Here is a 23,809-nt window from a genome sequence, read left to right on the forward strand (position 1 = left end):
GGTCAACTACCCCACCCTATGCGCCTTCGGCACTTTGAGGGTGGGGCTTGTCCATGGATTCGGCGTCGAACCCTTCCGGGTGGGCGGTGTATCCCCCACTTGGCGTCACAGTCCCAGACTTTAGGGCGAGTTGACTGTCGCCCGTCCGCCGAGACGACTGTTGGCCTCGACGGACGTACCGCATACCGATATTCTTCGCCGCGTTATAATCTGCGTTCGCTTCCGAGTCACACTTCTGACACCGGAAATCGTTTCGATTCGGGCGATTCTCGTCCGCCGTGAATCCACACTCGGCACACCGCTTAGACGTGTACGCCGACCCCACTTGCTTCACAGAAATACCCTCTGCTTCGGCTTTGTACGCTACTTGCTCGTACAGTGTTCGGAACGCCCACGTGTGCCCCCACGACGCTCCGGTGCGGTCGCGAATATGGGCCAAATCCTCGAACGCGATTACGTCACACTCGTACCGGAGTGCCTCGTCCACGATGGCGTTCGACGCCCGGTGGGCGCTTCGCGTCCCGGTCTGTTGGAGTCCGGCGCGTACTTTTTCGAACTCGCGGAGGTTGTGGGTTAACTCCCGCCCGCTGAAAAAGTAGGCGGTACTCGTGACTGCGAGGTTTTCGTCAACCGTGACCTCGTCGAACCGGACACGATTATCGATGAGGAGCGAATCGTCGGCCGTGACGACCAGCTTGAATCCGTCGTCTCATTTCTGAAGCCGACGCTCCAAGGAAATCGACCACCGAATATGCTGTTGTACGGTCCCGCAGGGACGGGGAAGTCACTCATCATAGGGGCCGTCACGCAACAGATCATCGAGCTCTGTCAATCCAAAGGCGAACGGTTCGGCGTTGTCGATATCAATTGCCAGCCAATCAATACGCTCGATCAGGCCGTCTACGAACTCGTCCAAACTGTCGCCCAAGACGTTGGTACGGAAGCCGGTGTTCCAGAGACCGGCGTATCAACGAAGCGCAAGTATCGACGTCTGTACGAACTTATCAACGAACACTACGATTCGGTCATCTTCATTCTCGACGAGATCGACCTCTTAGTCGGCCGGCGCGAAAACGACGAACCCGCATACTCGAAGCTTCTCTATCAACTATCGCGAGCAAGTAACACGAACGAGATCGAAGGCCGTGTGTCCGTCGCAGCGCTGACGAACGATCCAAAATTTATGGAAGACATCGACGGGCGTGCCGAGAGCTCATTCAATCCACGTGACGTCTACTTCCCTGACTATGACGCGACCCAGTTGCGCGAAATTCTCGAAAATCGACGCGATGCGTTCCGTCAAGATGCTCTCAAAGACGACGTGATTCCGCTCGTGGCGGCGTTCGCTGCACAAAGTCACGGTGACGCACGGAAGGCCATCGATCTGTTCCGCGGTGCCGGTGACCTCGCAGACGAGCGGGGAAATGAAGTGGTCACAGAGGACCACGTCCGAGAATCTCAAGAGGAAATCGACAAAGACCGTTCGCTGAAGCTCGTTGAGGGACTTACGACGCAAAAGAAGATTTCACTATACGCAACTGCAGCTGTTGCGCATCACTCGAACCGAACGGGAAGCTCCGTCCCAAGCCCGGTTGGATTCAAAGTCTATCAGTGGGTGACAGACGAACTCGATGCGGACCAGATGACCCGTGAGACGTACGTCAAATATGTCAAAGAACTCTCAACGTACGGATTGATTTCGACAGCCCGGAAAAGCCGTGGACGAGGCGGCGGGATGCATATGGAATTCACATTCACAGGCGATCCTGAAGCGATGATGACTCGGATTGTCGATGATACACGCTTGGAAGGAATAGTCCAGCAGGAAGAACTCCTCAGTTCGGTCGTGAATGCTCAACTGAAAGAATTCCACGACGAGTGAAGTCCCGATCGACGATATAGCTTAGAACACCCCCCGTGTTCGATGTGTAAATTCCAGTCAGGAGCGGGACACAGGTCGAGAGAAGTCTGAACTGGTGCCGGTGAGTCAGAATGCACGGAGTAGCCTCCCACTATCCTTCGAACCTACTGGAGAAAAGATAACGAGACCGTGTCTCGTAACCCCCACCCCCCGTCATCGATGTGTAAACAGCACAGGGGAGAAAGAGAAACTTGCAAGAGACAAACTACGAAAGTCGGGTTTGACGCCACAAGACCGTTGATTCAGGGAAAATTGCGAAGACAAACAACGAGCATGATGAAGATATTCTTGCTCGGTTAGTCGAAGTTTTTCTTCTCCTAACCTTTGCATCTTAATCTAGTGCGGATTTGGTTACAACGCACTGCATATAAAACTTCGTCAGACAATATGCAGTGCTTACGAGAATGAAATCTCGGACGCTGAGTTCCTCTTCTTCATGTCTGTGGCATTCTTGCCGGTTCTCCGCCATTCTCCTCTCGTCACGCCTCCTTCCTCTCATGGTTTTACACATCGATGACGGGGGGAGGGAGTGTAACCGCAGTTCTCTATGAAACCATCCACTACTGGGTCACTGGAAATCGGTTAGTTCTGGTTCACGCGCCCCTGAGAGTTCTTGTTGAATGTCCGTGCGATCCCATCCAAGTGGAGAGAGGACACTCTCTATCGCCCGGATAAGCTGAGTCTCATAGTACGACGCATCGTACGATTCGATCTCCTCTTGAGCCAACACGACCTGTTCCCGCGAGGTCTTCTCGTCGTCGACAACCACGTATTGGATGTCCTGTCCCGGGTGGACAGCGAGGTCCTGGTCTCGAGCCCGCTTCAGCGCTGCCACGTTCTGTGTGTTCTGCGTGTAGCCCTCTAGCGGTTTAGAGACACGATTCCGTTCGACGAGTTGTTCGACTGGTACTGTTCTAGAATGAAGGCGCTTGATCGCATCCTGAAGACAATCGAGGACGGCGTCCGGTGATTGAGTCACATCTAGCCGTTCGAGACAGCTTCGTTGGACGTCCTTGATGAACGCTGGGGTTGAGCGCTGCCGAGCTTCGATACCGCGTATCTTGAAGTCGTTATTGCCGGCTACCTTCCCGAAGTACTTTGTCAACGCGCCGGCGTCGCTCTCCCGCTGCGGGACGAACGCAACCCAGTCATAATGTGCTTCGTGTTCGAGTCGGATCTCGACATCCTCCGTAATCTCCGTCGCAAGCGCGTTGAGGTCCTCGCGGTCTTCATCGTCGACATCGGGGTCCGTTGTCACCCAGATCGAATCAATGATTCCATGGACGACCCGCCAACCACCGGCTTCCAGCCGCTGTTTCGCCGTCAGCAGAATTTCGCGAGCATACGCGTTGATCGCCTCGTGGCATTCGATCCGCCCGAACTTCGCGTTGCTGAATCCCTGGTAGCCGAAGCAGGCGACGAGAATCCATTTCAGCGCTCCCGACCGCCCCTCGAGTTCGGCCAGCCGGTCCTTGTCGGAGTTGTCCTGACATTTCTCGTGACGAATGGCCGCCTTGATTTCGTCGCGAGCATCGATGATGGGTTGAAGGACATCAACGAGATAGCCGCGTTCGTCGCAAATCGAGTACCCTGGTCCAGGGACATCCTCGCGGTCGCTGTGACAGTCACACCGGATGACATCGGGTGAGACGTTCCGGGTGCAGATGATGTTCGGATACAGACTTGAGAAGTCGAGTTCGTGGACATCCTCGTGGACGCCGACCTCGGGCGCGAAGATGAAGCCGCCGCGGTCGGCGTCGTGAAGCGTCCCCATCGGCTTGTAAAACTCGTGACGCCAAGAGTTCCACGGGACGAGTACGCCGCGGTCGTGGGCCTCACAAATCTGAATCGCGGTCAGCACGTTGCCGATGGATGCCCACGCCAGCTCCTGGACGGGCTTCTTCGAGCGTGAGACGAGATCGAGGACACCGTCGAGATTCGTCTCCCCGTAGAAGAACGTGTTACTCTCGTCGATAATCGCCCGTCCGGGTACGTTATACCGCGCCGGCGAGTGGCCCACCCGGCCGTAGCTCGAGTATGTCGACCGACTTGCAAGTTGCTGGTAGTCGACGCCGGACCACCGGCTCAGCGTGAATTCGTCGACGCTGGCGGCCGCGGCCATCTCGTACAGCGTCGGGATAATTTCACTCGTCGAGCAGACCAGGATATCCGGATTCTGGTTTTCGAGCGCTGCTTGGACGGCGGTCAGGATATCTGTCGGCGAGCCGGTAACGGTGTCACCTGCGACAGACAGCCCCCCATAGCTGTCGTTGCTCGTTTCGGTCACCGGAACGCTGAGCCGGAGCGTCGACAGCTCATTGGTCCGCGTCGGATCGACGTCTTCCTCGAGACAGTAGCGAAATTCTCGCGAGAAATCCACGTTGAAACAGGCGAGGTCCCCGACCGGATACATGTTCAGCTGGCGTGCCTGCTGTGCGAGTGGGGTGACACAGTCGATGTGACCGACGTCGACGGCGAGGACTGACTCCTTGTCGCGACGGAACCCGGGACGACGCGTCACCATCTTGGTCGCGACAACGTCGGGGTGTTGGTCGTAGAACGATCGGAGTGCCGTGAGGTCGATGTCGTCGTCAGGGTTCCGGGCAGCGACGTAGAAGCGTGGGGTGTAGTCACCGCGCTCTGTTGCGACGGCGCCGTCGACGGTTGTTTCGCACTCAAGAACGCGACCGTCGTCCAAGAAGTCGATGGTGAACGCCATTCTGTATAGAACCGACCGCTGCGTGTCGGATAACCGATGGCGTGTCACTTCCGGATTTCAGAGACGGATGTTTTACTTTCGCAGCTTACAGATATTTGAGTAACACAAAGATATATTGAGACACAGCACATCTGTACTACTATGACTGAGTTCGATCCAGCTCCTGAACCTGATACCGACCAGCCACGGTGGCAAGAAGGATCAGATACCTTTAGCCGTGTCTACGATGTAATTCTCGGGGTCACGTCGCCGACAGCATACACTGATATTGCAGAGCTTGCAGACTGCTCTCCGAATACAGCAAAAAAGCACCTTGATCGTCTGACAGAGATGGGTATTGTCCGGGCGCATCGCGAGAGTCGCCCTGCAACGTACGAACGAAACGCAGGGTATCTTGAATGGCAAGACGCGAATCGGGTTGCCTCTGATCTCTCTGTTGAAGAAATCGTTGACCGTGTTGCGAATCTCGAAGAGCAACGCTCCGAGTATGAGGAGCTGTTCGGAACCACGAATCCGGATTCTGTCTCCGTGTTCGATGCTGGCAATCACGAGACGATCCACGAACGCATGAACGCAGTGAGTGAATGGAAAGGCGTAATTCGTGATATTCGCCTGTACGAACTTGCCCGGCAACTCTCGCAAAACGACGGCCATCTGATCCCTGCCTAAGATGGGTTCCCCAACAGAGAATTCAGGACCCAACTCAACGGGACCTCCTGATCGACAGACGTTGCGTCTTCTTGAGCGGCAGCTTGCCTCGGATTCACTGGTCGCTGAGACCGTCTTCGAGCCGGATCCGTATGAGCCCCGGCTACTGCGAGCGTTACTGGACTCGGGACGGTATCCTGAGTCAGTGACCGCAACTCGAGTCGATATCCGGTGGTTCACGACTGACGACTTTTCAATTCACTACCTCGAATCTCGGGAAGATGATAACTGGGAGTGTCGATGGGATCGACACCCAAATCCGCACAACACTCGGCTGCATTTTCACGAACCGCCGAGAGGCAGCGAGGTCTCAGATCTTGAACTCTCTTCACTTCATCCACTCGATGTCTACTCGAACGTGTTTCAGGCGGTCGAACAGCGTATTGTGTCTCTCTGGTGACCGCTGGTCTATCACGAGAGCAGACCCGTCTTCCGTCATCTGTTTGTTGAATAATTTCCAAGATTGAGGGTCTATTATTAACCAACAAATCTTAGCTCTTCGTCGATAATGTTGGTTAACGTACGATGACGATTGGTAAGATTCGGCAGTAGGATCGTTCGGATACGGGTGTGATCAAGTCGGCCCCATCCGGTAATCAGCGTCGGTCTCTATCTCATCGTACATCCGTCCCAGCATATCCAAGGCCGAGTAAACTACCCAACCCTACTTCGCTCGGTCTGACGACCTCGCTTCGTTGAGGATGAGGCTTTAGGGTGGACTCCGACTCTGGCCGGGATTTCCGGCAGGAGGCTCATACTCTCCGTTCGCGTTCAGCGTCCCGCGATTCAAGCGCATGCTTACGGGTGCGCCTCCGTCGTCCCCAGTTTGGTTACGACGGAGATACCGCAATCCGATGTTTTTTGCGGCGTTGTAATCAGCGTGGTTTTGGTAGCCGCATTTCAGACACTTGAAGCTCTCTCCGTCAGGCGGAGGAGGATGTCAATACAGATGATTAAGGAGAATGCCCACGGACTTCAGTCGTGGGAGGATGTCAAAGGCAGAGTAGCCTGAGTACCTTGTGGTCAATATCTTCTGGCAACAGGTTGGGATCTCTCTGTCCAGACAAATATACTGTCCCACAAATTATTATACCTATCTCTCGTTAGTTAGGATACGATGTCTGAGGAAACGCTCCCACCCAACCGAGTGAGTCCTGATGGCGGTACCGACCGCCGTAATATAAACGACGCTGTCGTTGAGGAGTGGATCGAGGACACGACACCCTTCGAACGAGTCTACGGAATCATCCGCACTACCTACGATCCGACATCCGCATCTCAGATTGCTGACCGCGCTCGTGTTTCGTCGACGACAGCACGAAAGCACCTGCGGACGCTCGTGAATGCTGGCGAGGTGGCGACATCTCAGGACGGACAGACCACGCTGTACTGCCGGTCAGAAACAGGTATCGTCACCGAGCATGCACAGTCGCTGCTTGCAGAACGGACACCCGAAGAGATTGCTTCTGGAATCGCCGATTTGAAAGCACAGATCCAAGACTGGCGTGACAAGTACGGCGTTAATTCGCCCGAGGAACTCGCCCGGGAACTAAACATTGAGGACGCCGATAGCGACTATGGGGCGTTGCTCAGAGAGTGGCAAACGACCCGCCGTAACCTCGCGCTGGCACAAGCGACACTTGCGATTGCTGAAGCAAGTCGTACTGGCCATCTCACTGGCACGGATACGGACGACGATGGCAACAGTGACACGTCGATTATCGTATGACTGATGACGAGGGACCCTCCTCGGATAGCCAGCCGGCCGAACAGGCTGAGATGTTTGGGCCGATCGATGCCGGAGCATTACGCGAGATCCGAGATTTAGTTGTTGATCAAGAGCCGCTGGTTGAGGAAGCTTCACTAGACGAACCTCTGAATCCACAAACACTTTCGATTGAATTGTCCGACGGCATCGGCGTAGCGGATACGGCCCGACTCGACATACGATGGAGTCTGACTGGGAACTACGCCGCCCACTACACGGACAACCAAGGTCGGGATTTTCGGTTCGACTGTCACGCGAAACCCGACGCACCGAGACAACACTTCCATCCACCCCCCGACGCTCCAAGTCGCCCTGTTGAGCCATCTTGCATTACCGTGTGTGAGGCCTCTTTGGTCACGCGAGCGATTCTCCAACGGTGGCGATACGCCTACACGAATGAGACATTCGATGGACTCAACGATGCAGAAAATCCACCATAGCAGGATTCTTGACGACACGGGTTTCTACCGGCACAAATACCTCAAAGAACCGGATCAAGTGATTTCACCGAGAAATATGACTTCGAGCAGTACCGTTCTGCGAGGTCCATCAGCGCTCGGGTTCGTCGGATGTCGGCGACGTTGTGAATAATTAGGCGCTCATATGTACTTTTTTCCCACGCTGTAACCGCTTCCCTACTGTCGGCGAATGGATCGAGGTCGTTCAACCCTGAACCAATCAGTTCGCCATAGACGCCCTCCAACGTATCCTCACTGGTATTGAACCGTTTCTCGAAAACATCCATTACGTCGACGTACGGGAGCGTCCCAAAGGGCCATTCGAGACCGTGTGTACAGAGCCGGGTCCGGAGAAACGGCAAGTCAAATCCGCCGTTCCATCGCTCGCCGTTGTACGCGACGAGCTTAGCATCTCGTTGGGTGAGCGTGGATGTGGTGAATGTTGTCAGCTCAGTCAAGAGCTCCTGCTCGGTATCATGGTAGGAGAGCTGTACCGGTGTCTGGAGCGTGTTGTTTATTTGATCTGCGAGGGCTGCCGGCGGGGTTGTTCCACCGGTATTGAGAAACACGCGAGAGGAAACCGCCGAATCAAACCCAGCTACTGTGAGTTCATCGTCGGTCTCAAACCCTGTCGTCTCGATATCGAAGGCAATTGTCGTCAGATCCGTCATTCCATTTCTCCAGTGGTATCTTCTCCTGTCGATTGCTGTCGGTCGGGCTCCGCGTCCGAAATCCGTTGTTCAAGCTCCGCCAGGCGTTCCTCGTGGTCATCAAGGCGGTTCTCCTGTTCGAGATCGATACTGAGTAACCCCGGAAGCAGCGGATTCTGGTGGTTCAACAGTCCGCTCGCGTCGGCGTGCTCGCGGGCGTACTCGAACAGGCGGTCGAACCGTGGTTGGTCGCGACGTCGTAGTGCCCGCCTGAAGTCTGTCCAGCGTTCCTCGATGGCTCGGAGTGCGTCTCGATACGTCGGGTTCGTACGCCCCATCGCTATTGACCTCCAGTACCGCTCGCCGTCCACGCATCGAGCAAAGGGTCCGCGGTGGCCGACACGGTTTCACTGTCAGCTGTGACACCCGTACCGACACCTTCCGAAGTCAGCGTCGACGGCGCCGGCGTCGTCGATTCCATGCCGACCTGCGTAGCACGTGCCGCGAGCAGCTGCCGCCAGTAGGCGAACGTCGTCTGGTAGTACGCACCGTCGTCGACGGGGTAGACGAGCGTCTCGAAATCCTCGCCGAGGATTCGGGGCCCCATTCGTGTTTGCTTGCACTCTAGGTGATGATCGGCGACCGTCGCGACAGGTTCGGTGAAATCGGAGCGCGCGCTCCGGGTGACGAGCACCGGGATGTCGTAGCCGTCGGCATAGGTTGCCAACCGAGCGAGTGAACGGGCATGGAGTGTGTCGGCGTGGCGCTCCCCGAGGGTGTCGTCGGTACGATACTGGACGTCGACGGCCGGAGCGACGATGAGCGAAGGAGTGTGTGGTGATTCATCGTTACTATCCCCTGGCTGGCGATCTCGTCTGGTGTCGGTGGTCGTCGATTCCCGGATGGATTGATTCACCGCCGCGGGGAGATTACAGACAGCGCCGTAGTGCTGATAGGCAGTAAAGCCGCGTGCAACGTGAATCTGGTCGAGTAACCGTTGACTGGGGGAGATTTGAGAGAGTGTGGTCGTCGTTGCGTATCCGTTTGCGTCGACCCAGAAGGCGGGGCCGTCGTGCATGAGAAGATGATCGAGTACGAGCGACTGTAGAACAGGAACGTTTCGGTCACCCTCTACGTCGAGCAATGTGATGCCCTTATCGAGGGATGGAAGCAGCATATCGTTGGTTGCTGGGTCGACTTGCTTAGCAAGAGATTGATTGTGGTCAGCGCCGCGAGTGGGCTGGTCGACCGCTAAACGGTCCGAGGAAGCTGTTGATTGATCAGGCATATTCAAATTGATGTTCACAGTCTCAATAAGCCGTGGCGTGGCGCTTCCGGGTTTCAGGAAAGTGGACGAAAATCGTGTGGCTCGGCCAGAGTCTGCCGATTCCTGCTATTGTTCTCTCGCTTCAGAGATTGTCTCCAGAATTGGATTAGCTCTTTCTGCCAAAATTAACCAACAAATTGGTACCATGTGAAACCTTTGTTGGTTAAATATGACCGTAACCGGCGCTATTTCGCCTCGCCGGCCCTGAATAGTTAAATTACTGATATATATATGCCCACGAGCACAATTTTCTTTTAATCGATTAATACAGACTCTATGCTTGGGTTGGCGTTGGGGCGTCACAACTGAATGAACCGCCTTAGGGTCAAGCCCCGAGGAACTCGGCCTGCTCCAGCTGTAGGACTGGGAACTCTCATGAGAGTATCGTGAAACTCCGAGACTCCAGTCAATCTCGCACGGTTTGTGCGAGTTCCTCAGCACGCTCAGTCGTTTTGTAGACAGTCTGGTTGTGAAACTCTTGATCTGGGGCGTTTTGCCCCCTTCTCTTGGCTTCATTCTGTTTGTATTTGACGAGGAAGCCAACTTGGCGGAGTGTGCGGTACAGGTGCCGGACGTATTCAAACTCCATGTCGAAATGATTAGCCGTGATTCGTGGAGAGTCTGGGCCAGCACAGCGCAGTCGTTGGATGATTTGCTGGCTATCCGGGAGATGGCGTAACACGTTCAGTTGCCCTTCTGGTTCATCAAGAAAACGTAAGAGGTGGTCACCTTCTCGTGAGAGTCGATAGTATGTGTGGTGTTGGCGGACTTCGTCGGCTTTTTTCGCTTTGACATTGCGCTGTTTGACTGTCCCTGATTCAACACGTTCGAGGACGCCTGTTTCTTCCATCTCCTGGCACAACTCGTCGACTTGTTTGCGTTGTGCGTCGAGGTGACCGGCAATGGATTTCGGATAGTCGCCTTCGACGTAATCGAGATGGTAGCAAATGAGATAGGCGACTGGGTCGGCTGGTAACGACGCCAACTGCTCATCGACTTGCTCTTGACGTTTGAGGTCTGCTTCGAGTTCATTTGCTCGTTCGTATCGAGACTGTGCGTTTGTTGCAGGGTCAGCCTCGAAATCCAAGGTAATCGTAATCGAGTCCCCCGCCGGCGTCTCAAGTGTCACTGGGAGTTCCCCTGTCTCCCAATGGTCGCCAGTCTCGTCATGAGCCCGGGCCAGCAACTCTTCGACCTCTTGGTACCGGGTCATAATCGTATCTGCTTCCAACCGAAGCTCCTCAACCTTCTCCCACGACACCATTCATATCGACTTTGTTGGCCAAGAGATTTGAAGCTACCGAGCAGCCAACGGGTCTTCAATCCCGCCCAACTTGCCAAAACTTGGCGAAAAAGGCCGGACGCTCGCTCTACCCGCGTCTGATGCAACCCTTGTACAACAGCAAAATAATTCGAAAAAACGGATGTTTTGAACGCTGCTCGGACCACAATGAGCCACAACATATGTCTGAATACCCTTAGCTCTCCCACTGGAATTTGGGATAGCTACCCGAGACAGTCCGCCAGATCTCTTTAAAATCAAGTTCCATGTTTTTGTCGGCGTCGTTTCCAGCCATTTGACTGGTTGTGAGCCCTTCCACATTCGTCGTCGTATCAGCAGAGCCATCTCCCACTGCTGCGGACTGTCCTGTCGTTTTATTGTCCCAGTATGAGTCCTCCAGATCGACATCTCCACCAGATCCAATCTCGCCTACCAGTCCACCGGTATCCCGCCCGCTAATCTGACCAGTCGCAAACGAATTATCGATTTCGAGTTCGTATCCATTGTGAAGGCTCCCGACGATTCCACCGGCAGTATCTTCCCGACTGGTCACGCTACCGGTTGCGTAGGAGTTCGAAATCGTTGCAGTACCGCTGGCCTGTAGCTGACTCACCCGACCAACCAGCGAGCCGGCACGCCCGTCTGTTTCGACATCACCAGTGGCGAAGGATTCTTCAATCGTTCCGACCCAGTGGATCCCGACTAGGCCGCCGTAATTATGATTACTGGAACTAGCCCCTTCCACTCCGGTTACGTCACCCGTTGCGTGGGAACGTTCAATCGTTCCGAAGTTCTCACCGACCAGTCCGCCAACGCGTGGGAAGTCGTCCTGGGCATCGTTGACCGTCACGTCTCCGGTCGCATACGAATCGCTGATTGTCCCTTCATTTGTCCCGACCAGTCCAGCGACGTGGCGATTGCCCAATTCCTCTATCGTGACGGTTGCAGTAGAGACTGAGTTTTCGACAGTCCCATCGTTGAATCCGACGAGTCCCGCGATTTCGGAGCTATCGCCCGTTATCTTTCCTCTGACCGATGAGTCGATGATTTGCCCACCGTTGGTGTTTTCCCCGACCAATCCGCCGACGTTCTGATTACCAACAACGGCATCGTCATAAACATCAGAAACTTGATATCCTCCAGAGACCTCCATTATAGTGCCCTGGTTTTCACCGACAACCCCACCAACAGCATTGGCTCCACTGATCGCAAAGTCTTCCACGGAGAAGGATTTAATTTCTCCAGACTTTTTGACATTAGCGAATAGTCCGACGTTATCCTCGCTCTCGCGGGCAATCGTGAGTCCGAGGATCCTGTGGCCATCTCCATCGAATGCCCCCTCGAAGTCTTGGATCGGATCGAAACCGTCGCCGCCGTTCCACTCGTCGGTTTTGCTGGCGTCGATATTATTACCAAGCCGATAGCTATCCTTGGGGCTGAGATTGGCTGTTTCGTTGCCGACGGCCTGTAGTTCACTGTCCGTCCGAATAATAAATGGATTCGATTCCGAGCCATCTCCCTCGATATCCGACGCAGTGACGCTCGCTGGTGACGAACTCGGCTCGGAGATGTCACCAATCAGCTCTGAGGCAGTGAGTGTCCGGATCTTGCTGCTCTGTTCGGCACCCACTGCAATGATGGAGTACTCTAACCGAGGATCAACCTCTGCAAGCGAAACCGTATCACCCACGGAACCCATACGACCGTGGATATTGCCTGCCTCGTCTTGAATCAGCACTTCCTCCAGATTCTGCTCCTGCATCAGGAGTACCCGCTCGCCGTTCTCAACCTCCACTGCTGCGTAGGGTGGTGCTGCCGGATTTTCGAGAATACCAAGGGCAACGACGACAATGATACTGCCAAGAACAATGGCGATTGCGACCAACAACAGATTGCCGAGGACTGCTGTCTGGGCTCGATCAGTACCAGACAGGGAATTCATACCTATTGTACCCAGTATGTGTTTAAAAATTTTTATTACCGGCGGGCGTGAGAAGTGTTAACAGGGTTGAGCTGGCTAATCTCAATCCGGCTCTTGGGTTGTCACTTTTCCAGTAGCTATTCCAAACATGGGCCAGCTAAATCGGTTACTCCCACAATCCGGACACTGTAACCCGACTTTTTTGCGGTCAGTGCCGCTGTGGATTGACCGCTGAGGGTGTTGACAACTTTTGTATGTATTCTGAACGCCGTGCAAGATGGAAGGCGCATATCTTGCAGGGTAAATTGTATCAGCCTTCAAGAAATGTTGGCTGATAAATAGCCTGTTAAACAAAGCCCCACGATAATATCTTTAGGAAGTAGTATACTAGTATGAGTACCCAGAATCGCTTGGATAAATTGCTCGGCGCCCTCGCAGATTCGTATCCGCGTGAGTTATTGCTTGCACTTATAGAACATAATCCACAGGATGACGACGACGCCGATCCGTTAAACATCCACGCGGAGGGGGAGGACACCATCTCACAGTTGAATATCTTTATGGGTCATCTTCCGCAGCTCGATAAGATGGGAATCATCGACTGGGATCAGGACAATAATCAAATAACCAAAGGGCCAGACTGGGAGGAATTCGAACCCCTCCTTCAGTTGATTGCCGAGAATAAAGATAGCCTCCCAGCCGGATGGTTCGATGACGGCAAAAGCGAGTGAAAACGGCTACCTGAGCGACGAACGCCAAATTTATCAATGTCCTTATAATCGCCGGACCACCCTCGGCGTATCGATCCTCTATATCTTGCACGGCAGTTCTAATGAATTACTGACAAGTGTATACTTTCGTCCAATCACTGCATTCCCTGGACTGACTGATCCTCGGACTACTCTCTCAGGGTATGTGAACTGTTCTATGACGCCCTCTTATGATATCTAAACACTCACTCAGGAAGAGCGACAGGTGGTCTCGTAAGGACATCGAAGGGCGTGAACAGTTTGGGGAGAATTTCACTGCGAAAACGGGCAAATTTCCTTCGGTAAATCGAACTACGGATGTCGTCGCTAGATGTCAGATATCGACAGGCGGTACGTCTGAGTCTCCTTCGTGTCCCAAGAGATTTGGTCAGTTGTCTCGCCACCGACGCGAACCGTAGCAGAAATTCCATCCTCTATTGGATATCCGCGCATCTCCAGCGTCGTCGCGTCTGCAAGTTCGGTATCGAAGAATTTGACGACGGAAATCTTGTCTTCTGGGCCGAGCCAGCGCCACGTCTTACCGTCAGCCTGTTCCTGGCCGTCGACGCCCTCGCCGAAGAGTACTCCATCTTCTGTCTCGCCAACCGAAACCTCTCGAATGACATCGCCGTCATGATCAAACAATCGGAGGTCAAAACAAGAAAACGCGAGCTGACGGTCGCCCACAGTGACAGTTCGAGAGAACTCCAAAGTAACTGGCTCCCATTGCAATAACCGTGCAGGGGTACGCTCTCCGTCAATTCGCAATTCATTATTTGAGAGTGATATCTCCTCGCTGTCGGTGCGAAAGCCAAATCCAGACAGTGCCTCGGATGTACCAGTCACCGTGTTCTCGGAGAGTGTTACTCCGCTCAGGTTCGAGATTCTGAATCCAAAACCACTGTTGGAGTAGTCCAGACGGTTGAGGTCACGGAGGTCGTTTCTTTCGACGATCACATCTTTCGCGTCAGATAGTTCGATACCCGCCCCAGCAGACGTTTCGATGTCGTTGTCGACAATAGTGATATCCTCGTTGGGGTGAGACTCGGTTGAGTTCCCACCTGGGGCTTCGTGATGTACTAAAATACCGAACGGGGCATAACCGGCAAGAAGGCCGAGACCGGGACGACGGATGGTGTTGTTTCGGACCGTCACGTCCCTGATACCACCCTTTGGCGGCCAGTGCCCAAGGGTTCCGCTATGTAATTCGATCGCACTGAGATGTGTGCCAACGAGGATATTGTTCTCGATGACACCGCCACCAGCACTAGCGCGAATTAGATTCGCCCGATGGTTTCGGAATTCGTTGTTTCGAATTGTATAATTCTCGCTATTAGTGGCGGTATTGCCAAGAAAATCTCCCTCGGCGAGTGCCTCTCTGACTGGTTCTTCAAACGTGATTGTGATTGGTTTGACCCGGTCCCCTACGGAAGCAGATGGTCCCTGAACCGATTCCACAGGTGGCAAATCTGTTTTCCGAACACCGGTTGGCGATAACGCCTCCAGACTGTCGCCTGCTTTGACCACGAACGGATGGATTTCTTTCACCTCGACCGTTCTATCGTCCTGAAATCTCCTAATGGTCGTCATTCGATTGTCAACAGCGACACTGTCGTCCCCGAGGGAGTCATGATAGCAGTTCTCGACCGTCGAACGCTCCAGACAGTTCGTGATCCGAATTCCATCAGCTACAGAGGACAGCTGTCGGTCCGAGTTTGGAGGTGGTGCAACGGTACAATCTCGGAACGTAGGGCTCTCACATACTTGAACCGAAAAATCTGCGCCGGAGGCTGTCCGAATCGTGACGTTCTCGAAGTTCGGATTCTCTGTTTTATACATACTAAGGACCGCACCATTGTTTCGAGCGACGACGGTGAGTCGTCGTCCCTCGGCCAGACCGCGGAAATTGGAGTTGCTGTCGAGAGAAAATCGATACGCCCGCCCACCGGTATGCTTGATATCGGAGAAGTATTTCTCCGGAGGGCCGTTTGCCCGAACCCCGCTGAAGAACTGCCCGTCGGGTTCGTGAACCATCGCGTACACACTATCAGCCCGCTGGAATATCGAATGATCGAGTGTCGGATACCCCTCATCGAGAGTGAGCGTCAGCGTTCCATCATCGGATAATACCGTTTCGAGTCTCCCTTGTGTAAACGGCACCGGGTCATAATCCAAAATCAAGTCTCGAATCGTTATATCGGAACCACCAATAAACCGGAATCCACCGATAGACGGGTTTGTCAACACGAACGTTGCACCGTTCCCCTCAATAGTGACATTCTCAACACTCTGAAGTAGGGCGTGCCAATTCGCTCCGCCACCTTGTAGTGGCTCAAACCGGTAGGTATTGGGCTCGACGACCACCGTGCCACCCCCGATCTCTGCGGCCGTCATGACAGCATCCACGAACGACTCAAGATCGCCACCATCGAAGACTCGATCTTTCGGAGTTGCTGTTTCCGTTGGTGTCGGTGTTGCCGTACCAGTCGCTGTCGGTTCGGGCGTGGGTGCCGAAGACGGTGTTTCGCTGGTTGTTATCGGCGTTTCAGAGCTGGCCGTCGATTCGTCTGTGAATACGACTGTCGGTGACGGTGTATCCGATTCTGTCGAGTCGTTACAACCAGCAAGCCCTGCGAGTGCGCCGGTGCCAACAAGCATCTGTAGGTATCGGCGCCGGTTCATCAATTGCTCTCCTGTTGGAAATTATTGACATTTCCCAAACATGCAGTTCTGTAGTTCCCTTCACTAAATGGGCCGGGCATCAACACTCCAATCTCTAAGTGTGTTGCTTCTTTCCAATTGCTGTAGACAGAGCTGTTCACTGGTGACTAATTCGTTACCGAAACGTATCATTTTCTCAGTAATTAAATCTGCTGGTGGATCCACGCTCTGTATGATTCAGGGCCATTGAGAAGTTTCTAATATGAGATAGGTGGAGTAGTAATCTGAAACTCACAAATCCACGGTTGAAGCACCTCTCAGAAGGGTGTGTTCGGGATCTGTGCGGTTGAACACACACCCCACTGTTTCCGTTGAAAACCACACGATAGCGGACTCATTGCCTCGGCGACGCAGTTGCTGAATCGACGAGCAAATACTCTCTATCCCGACTCGTGCCTTCCGCCTTGAGGAGATTGTACTGCTCCATCTTGGACAGGTACGTTCGGACGGTTCGTTTCGTCCGCGGATCGTCAACCTCCTCGGTATAGCGGTCGTAGATCTCGCTTGGTCCCACGGGGGCATGGTCACGAACAATATCGTAGACAACCCGCTGGTGAGGGGTAAGCGAATCGAGGCTCTTCTGTCTGATCTGAGCGCGGGCATCCTCTGCAGCATTTTGAAGGATGCCGTCGGTAATCCGCTCACAATTTTCGCGGTTGGCCGTGCTTGCGGCCGTGCGGAGGATGCCAATCGCGAGGCGGGCATCGCCAGCGGCTGCATCTGCAATCTGGTAGAGTTGGTCGTCGGTGATGACGTCCTCGTTGAGGCCCCATTTTGCACGAGCACTTAGGATGTCGTACAACTGCTCGTCGTGGTACTTGTCCATGCGGACGTGTTCGCTGGAGCGCAGTCGACTTACGAGCCGGTCGTCGACGCGTCCAAACAGCTCTTCCTCTTTGTTTGCGATACAGATGATACCGAACTGTGGGAGGCTGTGGAGGTCGTAGATGACGCTCGGGTCTTCGAGTTGGTCAGCCTCGTCGAGGATGACGACCGTTCGAGGGCCGTCGTGCTGCTGGAGCCGGTCAATGAGCTCGTCGTGGGGTGTTGACTGACGGTGGATGTCGACGGTTGTCCCAAGTTCATCGAGGATTTGGTAGAGCGTTCGGAATCGGGTATAATTGCGCCAGCAGTTGACGTACGTTGTCTTGATATCGAGGACCTCCTCGCGCAGGCGTTCCGTGACGAACTTCGAGACGCACGTCTTTCCTGTTCCGCTGGTCCCGTCACGATAGCGGTGTCAGCCGGCTCGTCGTTCGTAATGGGTTCGAGAACGCTGGAGAGGAGAGTCACCTCGCTCTCGCGATGCTCAACTTCGCGGGGGACGAATCCGGCTCGGAGGACGCGAGCATCACGTATCATCTCTGGTTGACAGGGTGTTTTCTGAGCAACTCATATAATGCTGGTGGGTCGCTTCCGGAAAGGTACGACGTAGCAGCGTGATTGAGTGAAATCCCTGTGCGGTTGCGTGGTTCTCGTTATGAAACGCGATAGTTCCCGGAAATACGGCTACTTCTCATTTCTCGATCTCTATAGTCTGGAATAGAATATCAACTTGAGATCCGCTTCTGTCGCGACGGGGGATGAACGCTGGGCGGCGACCTTCCGGTCGCACGCCCAGCTCCTCCTCCACGAGTTGGGGGAGTACCTCGGTTACTCGGCGCCACCGCTGTTAGAACGACTGATCGAAGATGCACAGAAGATTCACCAGCAACGACCAATCTTACAGGAGAGACTCACTGCCGCTACACAGCCGAGAGGTGAGGCTTAGCTAAAGACCAATGCTCCGCAATTGAAGCAGAGGGGGACATGAAAGAGCGACTCAAGAGCATCCAAAGTGAGATCGAGGAACTCCAAGCACTCGGCCTGGATATTTGAATCTTTCTCTGGACTTTTTTTATGTATAATCGGTTTGTTGGAGTGATTTATTGAACTCATAAACAAAATGGAAAAACCACATATGACGATCACAGTACAATCCAATTCTGCGGCTTTTAAAAAAGAACTCGACCGAGTTGGGTACTTTGACCGGGAAAATGAGCCCCTGCGGTAGGGTTGCATTCTCAATTTGGCCCGCCGTTGCGGGGGTGTTGAAATTCTTTTAAGTGTTTCTTGCGACAATATGCGTATTGAGGCGGTTCGGTCAGCAGTTCCCCGAAGGGGATCTGGTGGCCATTGGCTATCGCGGCCGATCAGCGACCCTTCTCCAAAGCCGTTAGGCTTTGAGCGAATTATTCATCGAAGCTCTACCTGAATTCTCCCACAAAGCCAATTTGGCTTTGAACTGTCGAGGAACTTCAGAGGGAGCTGCTAAGTCGGTTAATGTAGCGCGTGCGAGAACCCCTTCCGGGGTTTGTTCGGAGGTGTCTCATTGTGGAGAATTCGTATCTTCACCACGCGTGCACGACTCGCGCGCTACCCTCTGACAGCGTTTAACGAGTACTCAGCACCGCCTTCCTTCTCGAAGAGAACTCACTGACTCAGTGCCCAGTCCGCTTCGTCAGTGGCTCTTCTGACTGACTTTGTGTCCCACGCCCAGTGGCGACACTGTCGATACGTCCGCGATACTTAGCTGAGTCTCACCGTCGCCGTTGAGAGCGTTACAGCACCTATGTTCGATGCAAACCACTACACGCATGACCAGTCGTACGTTCCACAGATTAACCGACCGCACGCACCCGAGCAGTGGCGGACCCGGACGCCCGCCGGACTCACGCTCGTAGAGGCATGGAAGCAGGCAGTCCCGATCCATGCGCCGGACTGCGATGCCGACAGTACCCGTCTGTATGCACCGTACGATGCGCTCCTCGTTGAGCGCTCGGGGGTTCTCAGGACGGTGTTGAACAACGACGGCCGCGTCGAAACAGACGGTCTGTCGACCTGTGCAAATTGCGACGGCCTGTATGATCCTCTTCGGACAGAGGGAAGCTGCCGGTGGTGTGGAGCACCGTTTCCAAGCCAGCGGACGACAGCCGGCGTAACGTTGGTCCGTGGAGGTGAGCAGTGATGAGCGGACCTCCAACAGTCGATCTCGGTGATCTTGACGGTACGCACGGATGGGTGAAGACGAAGGGGTTCGTCAACTGGACCGAAGATGTCGCCTCTTATCAGCCCCGACAGCGTGTAAAACTCGGTGACGATACGAGTCGGGACGGTGTCGTCTGCACGGTCTGGACAGGAGATATTACTCTTGAGGAGGGTGTTGGGTACTACTTCGGCGGCGTGGACGACACCTACGATGAGCGCGAGGAAATTCAACTCAAACTGTTCGAGGGGTCGTGGGCGAACGAGTTCTGGCGGCGGGAGTAACCGATAACACTGTATTATTCTGACTCACGATAACACAGACGCGAACGGTCGACGGTATCGAAGCGGCGGTGGACACATCATTGGAGAGTCGATGCCTGGGACGATTGGAGATGCCGAACGGGCGCTTCACGATGCAGACGGACACACACCAGCAGTGAATAAAGACATCAAGGTCCCGAGCACTGAAACAGAGGAAGGCACAGAGTCAGTAACTACCGGAGATGCCGACGTAAAAGAGTTGTTACAGCGGCTATAAGATCGGCCCGCTCTCGGCGTACTTGACCGGTCAGCGACCGACCCTGTCCACGATGTGTCGCCAGATGCGGCGTATGCTATCCACGAACCCGTAATCTAAATCAGACGTGTTCACTGTTGAACCGGACATACCGGTCTTCTCAGAGTTTGCAAGTTCACGACGAAGGCGTCCAACTCGTCTTTGCTGTGTACCCCGGTATTCGTTGAGATACTGTATCAACTCGGCTCTTGTTTGATCGCTCAACTTCGCCGAGACACTATGGCTCGTGAATGCGGAGTAGACGTTCGCGCTCTTGGTGGTAGAAGTACTCCCGCCACCTGTCGAAATCAAACCGACATCGTACATTGCCCAGACGAATTTAGTAGGTACGGTATCCCCGTCTTTGTATCCAGTATCGGTGAAGATCCTGCCAGCCAAATCAGATACTTGCAGTGTGATTGGAGCGCCAGCACCGACATTTGCCTGAATATAGTAGCCTGTCTGTGACGATGTTGGCACGTACTGTCGGAGAGTAGGCATAACTGATAGATTCAAGCCACACGTAAGCGAGTAGTGATATTGTCCAAGAATTTGGGTGTGGATATGATTTTCCGAGAGATTCAGAAAAGCATCCGGGGCTGGTTTGTCCTAATTGTGGGCGAGACCACCTCAAGAGGTACGCAGGAATTCTGGGGTACCTCAGTGTAGAGAAATTTGATGAAACATAAGTGAAACTCGTTGAATCCGGGGAGCTGTTAGAAGAGGTCTCATTCTCTGCATACGAAGCGAACGAACTTCGGCTGCTCCTTGAACAGCGTCAAGAAGTCGCATTCCACGATGATGTCCTCGAAGATGGCGTCATCGGGATGTGTGCTGCATTTGGGGCAAAAGACTCCGGTGACGCCCGGAAGGCACTCGATCTCCTTTTGAGGGCTGGCGACATTGCTCGTGAGAATGATGCTGAGTCAGTCACCGAAGAACACGTCCGGCAGGCGCGCAACCGCCTGCAACGTGACCAAGTGGTCGAGGGAATTCGAAACTATTCAGAGCATAGCCAGCTCGTCCTTTACGCTCTTCTCCAGCTTGAGAAACGTAGGGAGACGCCAGCACGGACGAGTGAAATCCTCGATATGTACCAGTCGATTGCGACCAGGAAAGCTCTCTCATCCGTCCCCGAGCGTTCTGTTCGTGACTATCTCACCGAACTGAACCAACTCGGTATTATCTCGTCAGAAGAGTACAATCAAAGCAAAGGTGGAGGCAAGTACAAGAAACACGAACTGGTTCAGTCTGTCTCAAGTGTGGAGAATGGATTGTCGATTCTTCTTGATTCTGAATAGTGCTCCTCTGTTGTTATCGAATCAATCTCAACCGGTCAGCTGCTGTGTGGACTGGCCGATCACAGTTTATCCGATAAACCGTGGATTGCTGTATTCTTTCTGTCCGGGTATAAAACGGAGACATCGCGCTGTGGACTGACTGCTGAGGGAACTACCCGATAAGACTGATATTTGTACTGGTATGCAAGATGGAGGACGCGTATGCAGCACTCAATCGTGATTAACGTAAGAAACTTCTTGACGAGAACTGGGATAAATTTAATATTTCAGGCAGGAGTCCAGCAGGTATGGTCCAAGACCTCGTAATTAGTGCACGCGAAGCACCCCGGGATTTCCCCGATGCGCTTCCACAAGTCCCGCCAACGGCTGATGAAATCACTCAACTGCTAGAACTGTGGACAAATGTTGTCCATATTGGCTCATTGCGCTATGAGGATTGGAATGAAGTGCAACGGAGCGAATATATGATATGGACCACGGACGACAACCGGCAATTTCGAGTGATCTGGGACTCTGATGCCAACGCATTCTGGACATGTGAACGGACCAATCCATTACCTGATACCGGAACGCAATTCGGGTAAATAACTTAATCTACCGTTGTAAAAGCGAATAACAGGGAGGCAAAAAGTCAATCTGGACGAGGGGTGCGTTTACATCATCAGAAGATACGTACGAATCCATAGAACTGGCAGAGGCAACTAGATGACTTGAGAGATGGATTACTCGGTGCCGTATGGATCCTCTAGATTGTGTGGGTGCAACTCATCGTGCGCTTTCTATCGTTCTGATGTCCTACGTCCAAAGGATGTGATATGAATACTTATTTAAATATAGCCTGGGACCACGTTATACACTATGTCTCGGACAGGACCCGGATACGTAGAGTCGGAAGCAGAGCTATTCGCTGACCTCGAGCGTAAAGAAGAGAATGGCGAAATCTCTGAAAGGACTGCTAACGCATTCAGAGAGCTCTACGAATTTGCTAAAGAAATCGGTGACGAGGTTCAGATTGGGGAAGCAAAAAACGCTAATTTCCAGGTAAAAGTTGATGCACACCAAGGAGAGTCTCCATCTGACACGAGCGTTTTCACTGCAAACGTCAACGGAAAATTGAAGATTTGGCCTGCAATGATGGTCATCAAGAACGACGCCGGACTCGACTCAGTGGAATGGGAAAAAGAAGACTACGACGAATTTGAACGGGCATTCCATTCCCTGAAAGGAGTCCCACGAGACTCGAAATCAATTAAGTTTGAGACATTCGCGTCGAAAACAGATAGAGACGAATTCATGTCGATGGTCGATGAGTTTGTTACGATTTGTCAAGAGAGATTCGCATCGGCTACGTAGGAGGAAGAATCCGACGCAGCGACACTCTTCGAAAGAGATCTTCTAAATCGTACATACTCTTTCTGGCAGTTTCTCTTTCTTAAACACCATCGGTACTTCACGAACAGCGTAATCGGTTAGATTGAATCGTTGATTTGACCACGAGAAAGTGTCTGGATTAGGATGTGTTCAAGCTCCCCAATCCAGACGGTTATCTTTCGGCGTCGGAGGTAAAAGACGTAGCGGAAGAGGTCATCACTCCACTCCCGTTGCCGGGTGTCGAGGGGAGCCCCCTCGACCCCGGCGATATCTGGCTCGTCGTCATTTTGGCCTGCACCAATCAGACCTCGATTTGGGAAACCTGCAAGGACACCGACGGAACACCATGCGACGACACCGTCTTGACGTGGCTACATACACTCAATCGGCAGTGGCTCGAATTCGTCGCTAACCTCCTACTCGCTCGCCTAGCTATGACGATTCTCGACGCTGACCGGTCGAGAATCGTCTCCATCGACTTTATCGATAACCCCTACCACGGCGATCACTACGCCGATGAAGGCGAACTCTGTTCAATGTCCCCCAAAGATGGGACCACAACGTGTCACCGATACTGTACGGCGTACATCGTTTCCAACGAAAAGCCAGTGACGCTGGCGATGACGTACGTCCGCAACGACGAAGACGAGGCCGACGCGGTCGAGCGCGTGCTCGCCCGCGTCGAGAACTATCCCTTCGAAATCGACCTCCTGCTTGCCGACAGCGGGTTCTACAACGAACGCGTCATCCGCCGTTCCCGTGAGATCGCTGCAACGGTCGTTCACGTTCCCAAGAAAGGTGAGCGCATGAAGGACAAACTCGACGTACACAAGTCGTACATGACGACCTATCGCATGTACAAGGACAGCGAGCGGGAGCTTCAGATCCCGCTCGCGGTCGCAGTCTCCTACCAGAATGGCGACCGTGGCAAACACGGAGAGGTTGTTCGGGGCTACGTCGCCTGTGGCGTTGCTGAAAAGTCACCGAAGAAAGTCGAACGCCTCTACAGGAAACGCTCAGGCATCGAGACGAGTTACCGGTTGCTTCGGCAAGCACGAGGGATCACGACAACGCGTGATCCCGTCGTGCGATTTGCGATAATGCTCGTCGCGGCACTGCTGGAGAATCTGTGGCTCGTGCTCCGATGGGCGGTCGTCGCCCGCCCGCGGCGGGGCGGGCGCGACCTCCCGGAGGAGTTCACGTTCAAGACGTTCTGTGACTGGATTCGGAACGAACTCGAAGACGAGTTAGAGCGACGCTGGTACGTCGAGGCGAACGGTGTGGGTGTTCCTGAGACGTACGGCTCGGTGGCAGCCGCGGGCTGACCGCG

The 23,809-nt window shown here is 53.7% G+C and carries 17 protein-coding genes and 6 pseudogenes; 13 read left to right on the forward strand and 10 right to left on the reverse strand.

Annotated features, from left to right (window positions below; all coding sequences use genetic code 11):
* Positions 1-16 precede the first annotated feature (16 nt).
* Positions 17-625 (reverse strand): annotated as a pseudogene (locus tag OSC37_RS16955) (RNA-guided endonuclease InsQ/TnpB family protein); the annotation flags it as partial.
* Between OSC37_RS16955 and OSC37_RS16960 the strand changes: the two are divergent.
* Positions 611-1,882, forward strand: a pseudogene (locus OSC37_RS16960) (orc1/cdc6 family replication initiation protein); the annotation flags it as partial. The pseudogenes OSC37_RS16955 and OSC37_RS16960 overlap by 15 nt on opposite strands.
* Before the next feature lie 607 nt (positions 1,883-2,489).
* Here OSC37_RS16960 and OSC37_RS16965 read toward each other — a convergent pair.
* Positions 2,490-4,640, reverse strand: coding sequence for a type B DNA-directed DNA polymerase (locus tag OSC37_RS16965; RefSeq protein ID WP_267164288.1), 2,151 nt, complete (start codon positions 4,638-4,640; stop codon positions 2,490-2,492).
* A 141-nt stretch (positions 4,641-4,781) separates the two neighbouring features.
* Here OSC37_RS16965 and OSC37_RS16970 point away from each other — a divergent pair, with 141 nt between their 5' ends.
* Together OSC37_RS16970 and OSC37_RS16975 are read left to right on the forward strand one after the other, a co-directional pair.
* The gene (locus OSC37_RS16970) at positions 4,782-5,309 is read left to right on the forward strand and encodes a winged helix-turn-helix domain-containing protein (RefSeq protein WP_267164289.1); all 528 of its coding nucleotides are present in this window, start codon (positions 4,782-4,784) and stop codon (positions 5,307-5,309) included.
* A 1-nt stretch (position 5,310) separates the two neighbouring features.
* Positions 5,311-5,748 (forward strand): toxin-antitoxin system TumE family protein, encoded by a 438-nt coding sequence (locus tag OSC37_RS16975; protein WP_267164270.1) that lies wholly within the window; start codon positions 5,311-5,313, stop codon positions 5,746-5,748.
* 309 nt (positions 5,749-6,057) lie between these two features.
* Here the strand turns inward: OSC37_RS16975 and OSC37_RS16980 are convergent.
* Positions 6,058-6,273: pseudogene (locus OSC37_RS16980) on the reverse strand (zinc ribbon domain-containing protein); the annotation flags it as partial.
* A gap of 255 nt (positions 6,274-6,528) precedes the next feature.
* Here OSC37_RS16980 and OSC37_RS16985 point away from each other — a divergent pair.
* Both OSC37_RS16985 and OSC37_RS19220 read left to right on the forward strand, forming a co-directional pair.
* On the forward strand, positions 6,529-7,077 hold the full coding sequence (locus tag OSC37_RS16985) for a DUF7342 family protein (RefSeq protein WP_382187566.1): 549 nt from the start codon (positions 6,529-6,531) through the stop codon (positions 7,075-7,077).
* 50 nt (positions 7,078-7,127) lie between these two features.
* A complete protein-coding gene (locus tag OSC37_RS19220; RefSeq protein ID WP_497007721.1) occupies positions 7,128-7,556 on the forward strand; it encodes a toxin-antitoxin system TumE family protein in 429 nt (142 codons plus the stop codon).
* Positions 7,557-7,597: 41 nt separating this feature from the next.
* On the opposite strand, the gene OSC37_RS16995 is transcribed toward OSC37_RS19220, so the two are convergent.
* From OSC37_RS16995 to OSC37_RS17015, 5 genes are all read right to left on the reverse strand, one after another.
* Positions 7,598-8,245, reverse strand: coding sequence for a ribonuclease H-like domain-containing protein (locus OSC37_RS16995; protein WP_267164273.1), 648 nt, complete (start codon positions 8,243-8,245; stop codon positions 7,598-7,600).
* Complete coding sequence (locus tag OSC37_RS17000) at positions 8,242-8,562, reverse strand: DUF8156 family protein (protein ID WP_267164274.1); 321 nt, start codon at positions 8,560-8,562, stop codon at positions 8,242-8,244. The genes OSC37_RS16995 and OSC37_RS17000 overlap by 4 nt, the downstream gene beginning before the upstream one ends.
* A gap of 2 nt (positions 8,563-8,564) precedes the next feature.
* Positions 8,565-9,512, reverse strand: coding sequence for a hypothetical protein (locus OSC37_RS17005; protein WP_267164290.1), 948 nt, complete (start codon positions 9,510-9,512; stop codon positions 8,565-8,567).
* Between the two features lie 445 nt (positions 9,513-9,957).
* Positions 9,958-10,815: a DUF2250 domain-containing protein gene (locus tag OSC37_RS17010; RefSeq protein ID WP_267164291.1), complete on the reverse strand. Its 858-nt coding sequence runs from the start codon at positions 10,813-10,815 to the stop codon at positions 9,958-9,960.
* 214 nt (positions 10,816-11,029) lie between these two features.
* Positions 11,030-12,775: a GLUG motif-containing protein gene (locus tag OSC37_RS17015; protein ID WP_267164276.1), complete on the reverse strand. Its 1,746-nt coding sequence runs from the start codon at positions 12,773-12,775 to the stop codon at positions 11,030-11,032.
* Positions 12,776-13,146: 371 nt separating this feature from the next.
* Here OSC37_RS17015 and OSC37_RS17020 point away from each other — a divergent pair, with 371 nt between their 5' ends.
* The gene (locus OSC37_RS17020; protein ID WP_267164277.1) at positions 13,147-13,485 is read left to right on the forward strand and encodes an ArsR family transcriptional regulator; all 339 of its coding nucleotides are present in this window, start codon (positions 13,147-13,149) and stop codon (positions 13,483-13,485) included.
* A gap of 345 nt (positions 13,486-13,830) precedes the next feature.
* On the opposite strand, the gene OSC37_RS17025 is transcribed toward OSC37_RS17020, so the two are convergent.
* Together OSC37_RS17025 and OSC37_RS17030 are read right to left on the reverse strand one after the other, a co-directional pair.
* The gene (locus tag OSC37_RS17025) at positions 13,831-16,185 is read right to left on the reverse strand and encodes a right-handed parallel beta-helix repeat-containing protein (RefSeq protein WP_267164292.1); all 2,355 of its coding nucleotides are present in this window, start codon (positions 16,183-16,185) and stop codon (positions 13,831-13,833) included.
* A 373-nt stretch (positions 16,186-16,558) separates the two neighbouring features.
* A pseudogene (locus OSC37_RS17030) lies at positions 16,559-17,586 on the reverse strand (Cdc6/Cdc18 family protein).
* Positions 17,587-17,809: 223 nt separating this feature from the next.
* Here OSC37_RS17030 and OSC37_RS17035 point away from each other — a divergent pair.
* The 7 genes and pseudogenes from OSC37_RS17035 to OSC37_RS17065 all read left to right on the forward strand — a co-directional run.
* A pseudogene (locus OSC37_RS17035) lies at positions 17,810-17,995 on the forward strand (IS4 family transposase); the annotation flags it as partial.
* A gap of 840 nt (positions 17,996-18,835) precedes the next feature.
* Positions 18,836-19,231 carry a DUF8122 domain-containing protein gene (locus OSC37_RS17040; protein WP_267164281.1) on the forward strand — a complete coding sequence of 132 codons (396 nt, stop codon included), beginning with the start codon at positions 18,836-18,838 and terminating at the stop codon, positions 19,229-19,231.
* The gene (locus OSC37_RS17045; RefSeq protein WP_267164282.1) at positions 19,231-19,533 is read left to right on the forward strand and encodes a hypothetical protein; all 303 of its coding nucleotides are present in this window, start codon (positions 19,231-19,233) and stop codon (positions 19,531-19,533) included. The genes OSC37_RS17040 and OSC37_RS17045 overlap by 1 nt, the downstream gene beginning before the upstream one ends.
* 91 nt (positions 19,534-19,624) lie before the next feature.
* Positions 19,625-19,789 carry a hypothetical protein gene (locus tag OSC37_RS17050; RefSeq protein ID WP_267164283.1) on the forward strand — a complete coding sequence of 55 codons (165 nt, stop codon included), beginning with the start codon at positions 19,625-19,627 and terminating at the stop codon, positions 19,787-19,789.
* A 737-nt stretch (positions 19,790-20,526) separates the two neighbouring features.
* A pseudogene (locus OSC37_RS17055) lies at positions 20,527-21,108 on the forward strand (cell division control protein Cdc6); the annotation flags it as partial.
* A gap of 858 nt (positions 21,109-21,966) precedes the next feature.
* On the forward strand, positions 21,967-22,461 hold the full coding sequence (locus OSC37_RS17060; RefSeq protein WP_267164293.1) for a hypothetical protein: 495 nt from the start codon (positions 21,967-21,969) through the stop codon (positions 22,459-22,461).
* 164 nt (positions 22,462-22,625) lie between these two features.
* Positions 22,626-23,804 (forward strand): ISH3 family transposase, encoded by a 1,179-nt coding sequence (locus OSC37_RS17065; protein ID WP_267161275.1) that lies wholly within the window; start codon positions 22,626-22,628, stop codon positions 23,802-23,804.
* Positions 23,805-23,809 lie beyond the last annotated feature (5 nt).

It is taken from the genome of Halovenus salina (assembly GCF_026410925.1).
GTDB lineage: Archaea > Halobacteriota > Halobacteria > Halobacteriales > Haloarculaceae > Halovenus > Halovenus salina.